Source organism: Enterobacter sp. HK-058-C-ECC, assembly GCF_047531125.1.
Taxonomy (GTDB): domain Bacteria; phylum Pseudomonadota; class Gammaproteobacteria; order Enterobacterales; family Enterobacteriaceae; genus Enterobacter; species Enterobacter quasiroggenkampii.
The window spans coordinates 22984-37554 of sequence record NZ_JBLKCH010000010.1 but is presented as its reverse complement, the minus strand read 5'-3'; the positions used below and the strand labels follow the sequence as shown (position 1 = coordinate 37554).

Here is a 14571-nt window from a genome sequence, read left to right as displayed (position 1 = left end):
GCGCTTACCCGGCCTACAAAAGAGAGCGGTCCGTAGGCCCGGTAAGCGCAGCGCCACCGGGCATTAACGTGGCAGCGGATTAACCGATCTGCCCATTCCCCAGATGCTTCACGCGGCGCTTCACCTCTTCCTGCTTGCCGGCGTTAAACGGACGGGCGTCCGGGCTACCGAGGTAGCCGCACACGCGACGAGTCACGGAGACGCGGGCCGCATCGTGGTTGCCGCATTTCGGGCAGGTAAAGCCTTTACTCGTACATTCAAACTCGCCGGTAAAGCCGCATTCGTAGCACTCGTCGATAGGCGTGTTGGTCCCGTAATACGGCACATGCTGGTAGCTGTAATCCCATACGTCCTCCAGCGCCTTCAGGTTGTGCTGAATGTTCGGGTACTCGCCGTAGCAGATGAAGCCGCCGCTGGCGATCGGCGGATACGCCGCTTCGAAGTCGATCTTGTCGTACGGGTTCACCTTCTTCTCCACGTCGAGGTGGAAGCTGTTGGTGTAGTACCCTTTGTCGGTCACGCCTTCCACAATCCCGAACTCGGCGGTGTCCAGACGGCAGAAGCGGTCGCACAGGTTCTCGCTTGGGGTGCTGTACAGGCTGAACCCGTAGCCGGTTTCCTCTTTCCACTGGTCTACCGCGTCGCGCAGGCGCTGAACGATGGCGATGCCTTTCTCACGCAGGGCTTCGCTGTCGTACATGTGCGTATCGCCAAACAGCGCGTTGATGGTTTCGTGAATGCCGATATAGCCCAGCGAAATCGACGCGCGACCGTTTTTGAAGATCTCAGACACGTCATCGTCCGCCTTCAGGCGCACGCCACAGGCCCCTTCCATATAGAGGATCGGCGCGACGCGGGCTTTGACCCCTTCCAGACGGGCAATACGGGTCATCAGCGCCTTACGCGCCAGCTGCAGGCGCTCGTCCAGCAGCGCCCAGAAGGCGTCTTCATTGCCTTTCGCTTCCAGTGCGATGCGCGGCAGGTTGAGGCTGATCACGCCGAGGTTGTTGCGCCCGTCGTGGATCAGCTCGCCGTTTTCATCCTCGTACACGCCGAGGAAGCTGCGGCAGCCCATTGGCGTTTTAAACGAACCGGTGACCTTCACCACCTGATCGTAGTTCAGGATGTCCGGATACATGCGCTTGCTCGCGCACTCCAGCGCCAGCTGTTTGATGTCGTAGTTTGGATCGCCAAACTTGTGGTTCAGGCCGTCGCGAATCGCAAACACCAGTTTCGGGAACACCGCGGTTTTGCGGTTTTTGCCAAGGCCGGAAATACGGTTGCGAAGAATGGACTGCTGGATCAGACGCGATTCCCAGCTGGTGCCCAGGCCAAAGCCGAAGGTCACAAACGGCGTCTGGCCGTTGGCGGTGTGTAGCGTGTTTACCTCATATTCCAGCGACTGGAACGCGTCGTAGCACTCTTTTTCGGTGCGGGAGTGCGCGTAGCCGTCAGCGTCCGGAATGTGCCACTCGTCAGCCGTTTTACGGTGCTTATTGAAGCTTGCCGTGACGAACGGAGCCAGCACTTCATCAATACGGTTAATGGTGGTGCCGCCATAAATATGGCTGGCGACCTGGGCGATAATCTGCGCCGTGACCGCGGTGGCCGTGGAGATTGACTTAGGCGGTTCAATCTCGGCGTTGCCCATTTTAAAACCGTGGGTCAGCATGCCTTTCAGGTCGATCAGCATGCAGTTGAACATCGGGAAGAACGGCGAATAGTCGAGATCGTGGTAGTGAATTTCGCCGCGCTCGTGCGCCGAAACCACGTCGCGCGGCAGCAGATGCTGGCGGGCATAGTGTTTGGCGACGATACCGGCCAGCAGATCGCGCTGGGTGGGGATCACTTTACTGTCTTTGTTGGCGTTTTCATTGAGCAGGGCGGAGTTGGTCTGCTCTACCAGGCCACGGATCTCCTGGTTCAGACGACCGCGCTTCTCGCGCTGCACGTCGCGATCGTGGCGGTACTCAATGTAGGCGCGCGCCAGCTGCTTGTAAGGTCCTGCCATCAGCTGGTTCTCAACCGCGGTCTGGATTTCGTTAATATCGACCTGGCTGCGTTCATTCATCTGGCTGCTGACGACTTCTGCGACGGTGGCGCAGTAATCTGCGTCATCGACTCCCGCTGCTTTAGCTGCACGCAGAATGGCTTCCTGGATGCGCTCTGATTTAAACGGCACTTTACAGCCATCACGTTTCATCACATGCGGTGTCATGATCACTCCATTTTTGAAAACAGGTTATCCACAGAGGTGGAGAAGTATTCACCGGACGCATTTCCCGCCAGGCCAAAGACTTCCCGCGTTCCCAGCTCGTGTTATCCACAATTCCGGCCAGCGTAAGCGCCGTCTTGTTGTTGGAATAGTAGACGATAAATACAAGATGTTGGGTCGGCGTGCATTTTAAGTGCTACATATAGTGATTTGCATCAAACATGTTTGCGATTTATTTGATTCAGAACAAAGTAAAAAGACGAGAGTACAAACGACGGGCGCTTCAGAGATTGTAAAGGTGGAAGAGAAAAATCTGATTAATTATTCAACAAAAACAGTAAAGTAAGCCGGGTGCAGGGCTGCACCCGGCAGGACGGTTACTGTTGCAACCACCAAACGGCTTCAAACGGACGCAGCGACGTCGTTTGCGGTGTCGGGTAGTTACTCATCAACACCTGCAACTTACCGCTGAGAAGGTCTGTCTGCCATTCCTGAGGCGTATTACTCAGGTTTGCTGCAACGATCAGGGTCTGTCCCTGCCACTGGCGACGGTAGCACCACAAAGAAGGGTGTTCCGGCAGGAGATCCTCATAATCCCCCCACGTCAGCACTGGCAGGGTTTTGCGCAGGCTAATCAGCGACTGATAGGTATAGAAGACGGAATCCGCATCGTCGAGCGCCGCGCGGGCGTTCACGGTTTCGTAGTTATCGCAGACGCCAATCCACGGTTCACCCTCGCTAAAGCCCGCATTGTGCGACGCGTCCCACTGCATTGGCGTGCGGCCATTATCCCGGGACTTACTCGCCAGAATGGCCAGTAATTCATCCGGATCGCGACCACAGGCGCGCAGTTCGGCGAACATGTTCAGGCTTTCCACATCGCGGTAATCGGTGATGCGGCTGAAGTGCGGGTTCGTCATCCCCAGCTCTTCGCCCTGATAGATATACGGCGTCCCCTGCATACCGTGCAGCACCATGCCGAGCATTTTCGCGGCGTGAACCCGGTATTCTCCTTCGTCACCGAAGCGCGACACGATGCGCGGCTGGTCGTGGTTACACCAGAACAGCGCGTTCCAGGCTTTGTTATGCATCCCCTGCTGCCAGTGGCGGAAGAGGGTTTTCAGCGCCACGAAGTCCGGCTTCGCCTTCGTCCACTTTTCGCCGCCGGGATAGTCCACCTTCAGGTGGTGGAAGTTAAAGGTCATCGACAGCTCGCGGCCATCGAGAGAAGCATACTGCTGGCAGTTCTCCAGCGAAGTCGAGGACATCTCGCCTACCGTCATCAGGTTGCGCGGGGTGAAGACGTCGCGGCTCATCTCCTGCAGATATTCATGTATGCGCGGCCCGTCAGTGTAGAAGCGGCGACCGTCACCCGTCTCGTCATTCGGGAAATCCTGATCTTTCGAAATCAGGTTAATGACATCGAGGCGCAAGCCGTCGACGCCGCGGTCGGCCCAGAACTCGCACACCTTTTTCAGCTCGGCGCGCACCGCCGGATTTTCCCAGTTGAGGTCCGCCTGCTCCGGCGCGAACAGGTGCAGGTAATACTGCTCGCTCTCCGCGTGCCAGCGCCAGGCGTTGCCGCCAAACTTGGAGCGCCAGTTGTTGGGCAACTGCTCAGGCGTGCCGTCGCGCCAGATGTAGAACTGGCGGTACGGGCTCGCTTTGTTCAGCGATTCCCGGAACCAGGGGTGCTGGGTTGAGGTGTGGTTGAACACCATATCCAGCACGATGCGAATACCGCGCTGGTGCGCCTCGGCGACCAGTTCGTCGAAATCATCCAGCGTGCCGTACGCCGGGTCGATGGCGGTGTAGTTCGCCACGTCGTAGCCATTATCCACCTGTGGGGAGATATAAAACGGCGTCAGCCAGATGGCGTCGATGCCGAGGGTTTTCAGGTAGTCCAGACGCTGCGTCACGCCGCGTAAATCGCCGGTGCCGCTGCCGGTGGTGTCCTGGAAACTCTTGGGGTAAATCTGGTAGATAACGCCGTTTTGCCACCAGTGAGGAAGGGTATTCATAGTGTGTTCCTGCAAATGCGAAGGGGCGCAACTGCGCCCCGAAAGAGAAAGTTAAACAATCTGCAGCGAGCCCTGACGGAACTTACGCTGATAAACCACGGTAGTCAGCGCCATTGGGACGATAATCGCGATGGCCATTGCCAGGGCGAACACCTGCCAGTAAGCGGGCTGGATGGAGAGGATGCCCGGCAGGCCGCCGACGCCAATCCCGTTTGCCATTACGCCGTTCAGTCCGCACACCAGGCCCGCCAGACCGGAACCGATCATCGCGCAGAGCATCGGGAAGCGGTATTTCAGGTTGATACCGTACATCGCCGGTTCGGTGACGCCGAGGTAGGCGGAGATGGCCGCCGGAACGGAGATCTCGCGTTCGTTGTGCTTGCGGCTGACGATGATGATGCCGGTCACCGCGGACGCCTGAGCAATGTTAGACAGGGCGATAATCGGCCAGACCGGCGTGCCGCCGAGGCTCTGGATCATCTGCATATCAATGGCCAGCGTGGTCTGGTGCACGCCGGTGATCACCAGCGGGGCGTACAGGAAGCCAAACAGCGCGGCGCCAATCGGGGCGAAGCTGCCGGTCATCAGGTGACGCACCGCGAAGGCCACGCCGTCGCCAATCATGCGGCCAAACGGACCGATAAAGGCATGCGCCAGGAAGACCGCCAGAATCAGCGAGCACACCGGCACCACCACCAGATAGAGGTAATCCGGCACGATGCGCTTCAGGCGGGTTTCAATAAAGCCCAGCGCCAGCCCCGCCAGCAGGGCCGGAATGACCTGCGCCTGATAGCCCACTTTGGCGATGGTAAACAGGCCGAAGTTCCACACCTCAGGCACCTGCTGACCAAGTAAGTAAGCGTTCATTAACTGCGGAGAGACCAGCGTGACGCCGAGTACGATACCGAGGATCGGCGTACCGCCCATCTTGCGCACCGCGGACCAGCAGATCCCCACCGGCAGATAGAAGAAGATCGCCTCGCCAATCAGCCACAGGAAGTCGTACACGGTTTTCAGCGCCGGGTACATCTGCGCCAGGGTTTTGCCGTCACTCATCGGCACGTCACCGATGACGTTACGGAAGCCTAAAATCAAGCCTCCGCTGATCAGCGCTGGCAGCAGCGGGAAGAAGATCTCCGCAAAGTGGGAAATCAGCTGCTCGTGCCACTTCATGTTCTGGCGCGCGGCCTTCTTCGCCTGCTCTTTATCGGCGGAGGAGTGCCCGGTCGTTGCCAGCAGAGCCTGATAGTAATCGCCCACTTCGGTACCAATCACGACCTGGAACTGACCGGCGTTGGTGAAGCAGCCTTTAACCATGGAGAGTTCTTCAATGGCCTTCGGATTGGCTTTGGCCGGATCGTTCAACACGAAGCGCAGGCGGGTAATGCAATGGCTGACGGTAGCGATGTTTTCGCGGCCGCCGACCAGGACGATCAACTGATCGATATCTGCTTGTTTGACTTTACTCATCATGAAACCTCATGACAGATGGTGAGGGGGGTAATGACCTGAGCGCAAGCCTACTCCTTCAGCGTGACGGCGAAAATGGGAACGTTCCCGAAATCGGGCGAAGATCACAATAAACCGTTGAGCGGGGGTTAAGAAAGGTGGGCAGGAATAACGATCTGACGCGGCTCAGCGCGCCCGTTGATCTGCTCGATCAGCTGCGCGGCGGCCTGTCTGCCGGACTCGGCATAACCCGGGTCGACGGTAATAATTTCCGGATGCAAAAACTTCATCAGCGGCGTGCTGCCGACGCTCGCCACCTGCAGGTTATCGATACGCTGCTCCTGAAGATATTTACTCGCGCCCAGCGCCAGCGTATCCGTGGCGCACACCAGCGCGGTGGTTTGCGGCGTCAGGACGCTGGCGACCTGCTCGTAGCCCTGCTTCATGCCCAGCCCCGGCAGGGAGGCCACGGCGGAGAGGTTGTGCTTTTTGCAAAAGGCCAGATAGGCCTCATGGCGGCGCTTGCCGGTGGTGACGTCCGCGTGCGGTACGCCGAGGAAGCTGATATGGCGATGGCCTTCGTCAAACAGGCGCTGCATCAGGGTGATAATCGCGCCCTCGTCGTCATAGCAGACGGAGGCAAAACCGTGGGCATCGCGCGCCAGCAGCACCAGCGACGGCTGCCAGGGTTTTAGCATCTCATCTTTGATGCCGGTAAAGCCGAACAGCACCACGCCGTCAATGTTGCGTCGCTGGAGCATACCCAGATGTTCTTCCACCAGCTGTGGCGAGAACTGGCTCTCCATCATGATCGGGTCATATCCCTGCTCATAGAAGGCGGGCAGCATGGTCTGCACGGCAAGGTTTTCAGACAGAGAATCCAGACGCGAGACAATGATGGCGACCACTTTGTCACTCTGCCCGCGCATGGCGCGCGCGGAGCGGGAAGGGGAAAAACCGTGCTGATTCATGACCGCCTCAACGCGCTCGCGGGTGCGTTCGCTGACGCCGCTTTCGTTGTTCAGCACGCGTGAGACGGTTGATTTCCCCACGCCGCTTAAACGCGCGATGTCTTTAATCGTAAGGCGGTTCTGCATGCTGTATTCCCTGTAACAACGACAAAATGGTCAATTGAGCCTAATGCTATAGCGCGATTTCGCTATGGGCAAAGTCTGGTTTACGTTCGGTTTATTTGCAGGGGGGTATAATACCGCCCGAATCGTCACAAAGGGTACGCTTAAATCCTTATACTGCGCGGCGACACCCTACTTTTTACTTACCGGAGGCTTCATGGATCCCGATCCCACACCTCTCCTGAACGGGAGAATGCGTTCTTTCCGGTAAGCCAGCCTGTTGCTGACTCACCGGTGATGTGAGGCAGCAACGTCCCAAACGTTCCTGCTTGAAAAATTGAGTGCCTCTCAGGTACGGCTTTGCCACGCCTGAAGGAAATGCTGCGTCCGCGTTTGCGGATGCGGAGGAATGACTATGTTTAAAAATATCACCCGGCAGCTGCAGGCCCTGCTGAGCCGCCACCTGCCACACCGTCTTGTTCAGCGCGACCCGCTGCCCAATGCCAAAAATATGGCGGGGGCGGCGATCCCCGCGTCCCTGACAGAACGCTGCCTGAACGTGGCGGCGATGGATGAAAATGAAGTCTGGCGCGCCTTTGGCGGACATCCGGAAGGGCTGAACGCGGCAGAAGTGGAAAAAATCCGCGCCGTGCATGGCGATAACCTCATTCCGGCGCAAAAGCCGTCTCCGTGGTGGGTGCATCTGTGGCTCTGCTACCGCAACCCGTTCAACCTGCTGCTGACCGTGCTCGGCCTCATCTCCTATGCGACGGAGGATCTGTTTGCCGCAGGGGTGATTGCCCTGATGGTGGGCATCTCCACGCTGCTGAACTTTATTCAGGAGGCCCGCTCCACCAAAGCGGCGGACGCCCTGAAGGCGATGGTCAGCAACACCGCGACCGTCTCGCGCGTGATCAACGATCTCGGCGAAAACGCCTGGGTGGAATTGCCTATCGACCAGCTGGTGCCGGGGGATCTGGTTAAGCTGGCCGCGGGGGACATGATCCCGGCAGATTTACGCATCATCCAGGCGCGCGATCTGTTTGTGGCGCAGGCTTCCCTGACCGGCGAATCCCTGCCCGTGGAAAAGGTGGCGCGTAGCCGCGACCCGCAGCAGATGAACCCGCTCGAGTGCGACACCCTGTGCTTTATGGGCACCACGGTCGTCAGCGGCACCGCGCAGGCGATAGTCACCGCCACCGGGGGCAACACCTGGTTTGGTCAGCTTGCCGGGCGCGTCAGCGAGCAGGAGAGCGAGCCGAATGCCTTCCAGAAGGGAATTGGCCGCGTCAGCATGCTGCTGATCCGCTTTATGATGGTGATGACGCCGATCGTGCTGCTGATCAACGGCTACACCAAAGGCGACTGGTGGGAAGCGGCGCTGTTTGCGCTCTCCGTGGCCGTCGGCTTAACGCCGGAAATGCTGCCGATGATTGTCACCTCTACGCTGGCGCGCGGGGCGGTGAAGCTCTCTAAACAGAAGGTGATCGTCAAACACCTCGACGCCATTCAAAACTTTGGCGCGATGGACATTCTCTGCACCGATAAAACCGGCACCCTGACGCAGGACAAAATCGTGCTGGAGAACCACACCGATATCTCCGGCAAAACCAGCGAGCGCGTGCTGCACAGCGCGTGGCTGAACAGCCATTACCAGACCGGGCTGAAAAACCTGCTCGACGTCGCGGTGCTGGAAGGGGTGGATGAAGAGTCCGCCCGCACGCTCTCCGGCCGCTGGCAGAAGGTGGATGAGATCCCGTTCGACTTCGAGCGCCGCCGCATGTCGGTGGTGGTGAGCGAGCAGACGGATGTGCATCAGCTGATCTGCAAAGGGGCGCTGCAGGAGATCCTCAACGTGTCGACGCAGGTTCGCTATAACGGCGACATCGTGCCGCTGGACGACACCATGCTGCGCCGCATCAAGCGCGTCACCGACAACCTGAACCGTCAGGGGCTGCGCGTAGTGGCGGTGGCGAGCAAGTTCCTGCCGGCGCGCGAGGGGGACTATCAGCGTATCGACGAATCCGATCTGATCCTCGAGGGTTACATCGCCTTCCTCGATCCGCCGAAAGAGACCACCGCACCGGCGCTCAAAGCGCTGAAGGCGAGCGGTATTACCGTGAAAATCCTCACCGGCGACAGCGAGCTGGTGGCGGCGAAAGTGTGCCACGAGGTGGGGCTGGACGCGGGTGATGTGGTGGTCGGGAGCGATATTGAGCATCTCTCTGATGACGAGCTGGCAAAGCTTGCCCAGCGCACCACGCTGTTTGCCCGCCTGACGCCGATGCACAAAGAGCGCATCGTCACCCTGCTTAAGCGCGAAGGGCACGTGGTGGGCTTTATGGGCGACGGCATCAACGATGCGCCCGCTCTGCGTGCGGCGGATATCGGTATCTCCGTAGACGGAGCGGTGGATATTGCCCGTGAAGCGGCGGATATCATTCTGCTGGAAAAAAGCCTGATGGTGCTGGAGGAGGGCGTCATCGAAGGGCGCCGTACCTTTGCCAATATGCTCAAGTACATCAAGATGACCGCCAGCTCCAACTTCGGTAACGTCTTCAGCGTGCTGGTGGCGAGCGCGTTTCTGCCGTTCCTGCCGATGCTGCCGCTGCACCTGCTGATCCAGAACCTGATGTACGACGTGTCTCAGGTGGCTATCCCGTTTGATAATGTGGACGACGAGCAGATCCAGAAGCCGCAGCACTGGAACCCGGCAGATCTCGGGCGCTTTATGCTGTTCTTTGGCCCGATCAGCTCTATCTTCGACATTCTGACCTTCTGCCTGATGTGGTTTGTGTTCCACGCCAACACCCCGGAACACCAGACGCTGTTCCAGTCCGGCTGGTTCGTGGTCGGTCTGCTGTCGCAGACGCTGATTGTGCATATGATCCGCACGCGCCGTATTCCGTTCATCCAGAGCCGTGCCGCATGGCCGCTGATTGTGATGACGGGGATTGTGATGGCGCTCGGCATCGCGCTGCCGTTCTCACCGCTGGCGAGCTACCTGCAGCTGCAGGCGCTGCCGCTGAGCTACTTCCCGTGGCTGGTGGCGATCCTCGCGGGTTACATGGTGCTGACGCAGATGGTGAAAGGGTTCTATGCGCGTCGGTATGGGTGGCAGTAAGTTATGTTTGCCGGGTGGCGGCTTCGCCTTACCCGGCCTACTCCCGAAACGTAGGCCCGGTAAGCGCAGCGCCACCGGGCAATAGCTTTCCTCCCAAATTCAACAACCTGTGATCTCCGTCGGCGCATTCGCTTGACGACAAATTGAGCTCATGTTAACAGAATGTTTTGCCTTTATTTGGCCCGTCAGATAAGGAACATTCATGTTACGGTACAGTCTTTTAACCGCCGGGCTGATGCTCGGCGCCTCTGCCTTTGCCGCCCCGGCAGGGGATCTCCCTTTAATGCCCTGGCCTGCGAAGGTCGAACGCCCGACGACCCAGGGCGCACTGGTGCTCAGCAACAACGTATCCATTAGCGTCAGCGGGGACGATCTCGGTGACGCCGTCAACCGCCTGCGCCAGCGCATCGCCCTGCAAACCGGCTGGACGCTGCAGCCGCAGGCTGAAAAGCCAGACAAACCGACCATCCGTATCGCGATTGCCAAAAAGGTAAAGCCGCAGCCGCTGCCGGACAGCGACGAAAGCTATAAGCTCACGGTGGACGCCAACGGCGTGAACATCTCTGCCAACACCCGTTTCGGTGCCTTGCGCGCCATGGAAACCCTGCTCCAGCTGATGCAGAACGGGGCGGAAAATACCTCTCTGCCGTGGGTTACCATTGAAGATTCGCCGCGCTTCCCCTGGCGCGGGCTGCTGCTCGATTCGGCACGTCACTTTATCCCGCTGCCGGATATCAAACGCCAGATCGACGGCATGGCTGCGGCGAAGCTCAACGTGCTGCACTGGCATTTGACCGACGACCAGGGCTGGCGCTTCAGCTCGAAGCGCTACCCTAAGCTGACGCAGCTTGCCAGCGACGGGCTGTTCTACACGCCTGAACAGATGCGTGAGGTGGTGCGTTACGCCGCCGAGCGCGGCATTCGCGTGGTGCCGGAGATCGACATGCCGGGCCACGCCTCGGCGATTGCCGTGGCCTACCCGGAGCTGATGAGCGCGCCGGGGCCGTACGCCATGGAACGCCACTGGGGCGTGCTGAAGCCGGTTCTCGATCCCACCAAAGAGGCGACTTACGCCTTTGCTGACGCGATGGTCAGCGAACTGGCGGCGATCTTCCCCGATCCGTATCTGCACATCGGCGGCGACGAAGTGGACGATAGCCAGTGGAAAGCGAACCCGGCTATCCAGCAGTTTATGCGCGACAACAGGCTGGCGGACAGTCACGCGCTGCAGGCTTACTTCAACCGCAAGCTGGAAACGATCCTTGAGAAGCATCACCGCCAGATGGTCGGCTGGGACGAGATCTACCATCCTGACCTGCCGAAAAGCATTCTGATCCAGTCCTGGCAGGGGCAGGACGCGCTGGGGCAGGTGGCGCAGAACGGCTACAAGGGCATTCTGTCGACCGGCTTTTATCTCGACCAGCCCCAGTCCACCGCCTATCACTACCGCAACGAGATCGTCCCGCAGGGGTTAAACGGCGTGGATGTGATAGCGGATACCGACAGCGCCCAGAGCTGGGCCTTCTCCATGCCGCGCCTGAAGGGCAAGCCGGTGGAGGGGAGCTTCACGCTGGTGAAAGGGGATGGCGGCTGGCGCGGGTTTATTGATTTTGCCGGGAAATCGCGCCGTGCGGTGCAGAACATCGAGTGGCGCGATGACAGCCAGGTCACGTTTACCGTCGATACGTGGATGGGCGAAACGCGCCCGGTCGTCACCGTCGATAACGACAAACTCTCCGGTTATTTCCTTGTCGGGAATACGCGCTACCCGATTAGCGGCACGCGTCTGGACGACGTGCCGAAAGGCGTTCCGCCCGTCGTGCCGGACGTGGCGAACCAGGCCAACCTGCTCGGCGGCGAAGCGGCGCTGTGGGCGGAAAACGTGGTGGCGCCGGTGCTGGATATCCGCCTGTGGCCGCGTACGTTTGCGGTGGCGGAGCGGCTGTGGTCCGCGCAGGACGTCAACGATGTCGACAACATGTACACCCGCCTGCAGGCGATGGACAGCTGGTCGACGGTGTCGGTCGGGCTGCAGCAGCACACCCAGCAGCAGGTGCAGTTCACGCGCCTCGCCGGTAATGCCGACACCCTGCCGCTGCAGATCCTCGCTCAGGCCATTGAACCGGCGCAGTATTACACCCGTCAGCACCTGAAGTTCCAGGCCGGAAACTATCATCAGTTCGAGCCCCTCAACCGCTTTGCGGATGCGCTGAACGCTGAAAGCGCATCCGTGCGCCAGATGCACAAATGGGCGGACCGTCTGGTGAGCGATGCGGAAGACACGGAAAGCGCTGACGCCCTGCGCCACGTCTTTAACCGCTGGCAGAGCAACACCAGCGACGCGCTGGCCTTAAGCGAAAACAGCTATCAGCTGAAGGCAATGAAGCCGGTGATCCAGGAGGTGGATAAGCTGGCCTCCATTGGCCTGCGCCTGACGGATCTGGTGGCGCGTCAGGGCACGCTGGATGACAAGGAGATCGCCTCAATTCAGAGCGAGCTGGATAACGCGGCGAAGGTGCAGGACGAAGTGGTGATTGCGGCGGTCTATCCGCTGGAGACGCTGCTGCGCGCCACGCGGAATCAGTAGTAAAAACGCCCGGTGGCGCTACGCTTACCGGGCCTACGTGACGTGTAGGCCCGGCAAACGCAGTGCCGCCGGGCGTAAAGGCAACTCAGTTCTTCAACACCCACGCCTCTTTCCAGTGTGTGCCGACGCCCGGCTCATACTGGTTGGCATACGGGCTGTACTGCACGCAGTAGCCGCTGTACGGGAATGGCTTACATTCGTAGGTCTTACCGTCTTTAGGCTGCAGCACCACGGTACCGGCCTGGTAAGAGGCGATATTGTCCGGGAAGATAAAGTCGTGATGCCCGGTGCTATCCGCAGCGGTATCGCTCTCCAGCATCAGGTTCAGGACGTCCTGAGCGAACAGCGTGCCGTCTTTATTGGTCGCGTAGTATTTCAGCATATGGTGGCCCGCGGTCACGTCATTCAGCGTCATGGTCACGTCCTGGCTGGCGTTATTCATGTCCTGCTTCAGATACCCTTTTTCTGCGCCGCTGTGGTTCATCACGTGCGCTTCAAAATTCACGTTACCGTGGGTATTCACGTGGAAGGTCACGGTCGCATTGCCATGTTCAATTTTGCTGTATTGCAGACCGGAAACGGCGATGGTCTCGCTCGCCTGCGCCTTCTGCTCTTCATAAGAGATGGCAACGGACTGCAGCGTGCTGCCGTCTTTCACGAAGACGCTGTTCGCGCCGTGAACCGGACTGATTTCACCGGCCTCATCCTTCACGCCGACGCGCACGTCGTGCTGCGCGGTGTTGATCTTCTGCGCCAGATCGTAAGACCACTGGTTAGCATCGCCTTGTTCAGCAGAGCCGATGGTCATCTCGGTACGCATGGAAGTCACTTCACCGTGGGCGTCGAAGAAGCGAGCAATCACCTTGTCGCCCGCGTTCAGATTGTTACCGGCTATCTGGCCGCTCAGGGTTTTGCTCCACTCAGAAACGACGGCAGGCGTTTCGTCTGGCGTGACGTTGCCGCCATTTCCGAAATCAACGTCAATCGCCTGATAGAAGCTATTTGAGGTATCCGCAATTTCCCACACGCCGTAAATAACCTGATAGCCCGTACGCTCGGGGACATTACAGGTCATGGATTTTGTCATGGCCGGTGCCTGACCATTTCCGTTAATGGTACAGAACGGCGTTAATTCAAACTGGTCGCGGGTCAGGGGTTTATTTGGGTCCCAGTTTTGTTTGGTGATGTAATAGCGCCAGTTGGTGGTTTTATGCGGGGCGGTATGGTGCCAGACGAAGTCATGTGGACCTGCCGTCATGGGATTTTTGGTCCATGCGTTCAGGCTCTGCTTATCCAGCTGAGAATATTGCGAGATACCGGCGCTGGCGAGGTGCCCGTCCGCGGGCTCAGCCCCTGTCGGGAAGCCGGAGGTTTTTTCTACGCTCTGTGGCTCATACTGTACGGAGCCGCAGTCAATATTTTGACCCAGCTTACACATATAAGCGCGACTGGCAGGGGATTCTATATATCCATGTGCAAGTGCTGAAGACGCAACCGTTAATGTGGCAACGGCCAGCGCAATTTTAGAGAGTTTCATTTTTCGTCCATTAATTAGAATATAACAAAGCAGCGTCAGTCTATTAATGGACAGCACAGGACGTCATTCAGTACCGGGAGTAAAAATGGTCGAAATAAAAAAGGCAGCCTCAGCTGCCCTCTAAATATTGAAATGCATTAACGACGAACGGCAATCGCTTCGATTTCAATTTTCACGTCTTTTGGCAGACGCGCCACTTCCACACAGGAGCGCGCCGGGAAGGTGGCGTTATGCTCGGTGAAGAACGCTTCGTAAGTGGCGTTAACGGTCGCGAAATCGTTCAGATCTTTCACGAACACGGTGGTTTTCACGATATCACCCACTTTCAGGCCGGCAGATTCAACGATAGCCTGCACGTTTTCCAGCGACTGGCGCGCCTGCGCCGCGACATCTTCCGGCACCGCGCCGGTTTTTGGGTTTACGGGGATCTGACCTGAAGTGATGATCATGCTGCCCAGATCAACGCCCTGAACGTAAGGGCCGATAGCGGCTGGTGCATTTTCCGTCGCGAGTACTTTGCTCATGTTTTCTCCAGAATTACAGCGTTAAGAATGTTCCCGGCCAT

8 protein-coding genes are annotated in these 14571 nt (G+C 58.7%); 2 read left to right on the top strand and 6 right to left on the bottom strand.

Features of this window, described 5'->3' with window-relative positions:
- Positions 1-79 precede the first annotated feature (79 nt).
- The 4 genes from nrdD to treR form a co-directional block, all read right to left on the bottom strand.
- Positions 80-2218: an anaerobic ribonucleoside-triphosphate reductase gene (gene nrdD, locus ACMWJS_RS17845; RefSeq protein ID WP_334755775.1), complete on the bottom strand. Its 2139-nt coding sequence runs from the start codon at positions 2216-2218 to the stop codon at positions 80-82.
- A gap of 374 nt (positions 2219-2592) precedes the next feature.
- Positions 2593-4236 carry an alpha,alpha-phosphotrehalase gene (gene treC, locus ACMWJS_RS17840; protein WP_262765628.1) on the bottom strand — a complete coding sequence of 548 codons (1644 nt, stop codon included), beginning with the start codon at positions 4234-4236 and terminating at the stop codon, positions 2593-2595.
- Between the two features lie 51 nt (positions 4237-4287).
- Positions 4288-5706, bottom strand: coding sequence for a PTS trehalose transporter subunit IIBC (treB, locus tag ACMWJS_RS17835; protein ID WP_023310193.1), 1419 nt, complete (start codon positions 5704-5706; stop codon positions 4288-4290).
- A 128-nt stretch (positions 5707-5834) separates the two neighbouring features.
- On the bottom strand, positions 5835-6782 hold the full coding sequence (gene treR / locus ACMWJS_RS17830; RefSeq protein ID WP_032651468.1) for a trehalose operon repressor TreR: 948 nt from the start codon (positions 6780-6782) through the stop codon (positions 5835-5837).
- Between the two features lie 391 nt (positions 6783-7173).
- Here treR and mgtA point away from each other — a divergent pair, with 391 nt between their 5' ends.
- Together mgtA and ACMWJS_RS17820 are read left to right on the top strand one after the other, a co-directional pair.
- Complete coding sequence (gene mgtA / locus ACMWJS_RS17825) at positions 7174-9882, top strand: magnesium-translocating P-type ATPase (protein ID WP_045335516.1); 2709 nt, start codon at positions 7174-7176, stop codon at positions 9880-9882.
- A gap of 202 nt (positions 9883-10084) precedes the next feature.
- Positions 10085-12469 carry a beta-N-acetylhexosaminidase gene (locus ACMWJS_RS17820; protein ID WP_414747371.1) on the top strand — a complete coding sequence of 795 codons (2385 nt, stop codon included), beginning with the start codon at positions 10085-10087 and terminating at the stop codon, positions 12467-12469.
- Between the two features lie 85 nt (positions 12470-12554).
- On the opposite strand, the gene gbpA is transcribed toward ACMWJS_RS17820, so the two are convergent.
- Positions 12555-14006 carry an N-acetylglucosamine-binding protein GbpA gene (gene gbpA / locus ACMWJS_RS17815; protein WP_414747370.1) on the bottom strand — a complete coding sequence of 484 codons (1452 nt, stop codon included), beginning with the start codon at positions 14004-14006 and terminating at the stop codon, positions 12555-12557.
- Positions 14007-14143: 137 nt separating this feature from the next.
- Positions 14144-14530, bottom strand: a complete 387-nt coding sequence (ridA, locus tag ACMWJS_RS17810) for a 2-iminobutanoate/2-iminopropanoate deaminase (protein ID WP_008501391.1) — start codon at positions 14528-14530, stop codon at positions 14144-14146.
- Positions 14531-14571: the final 41 nt, after the last annotated feature.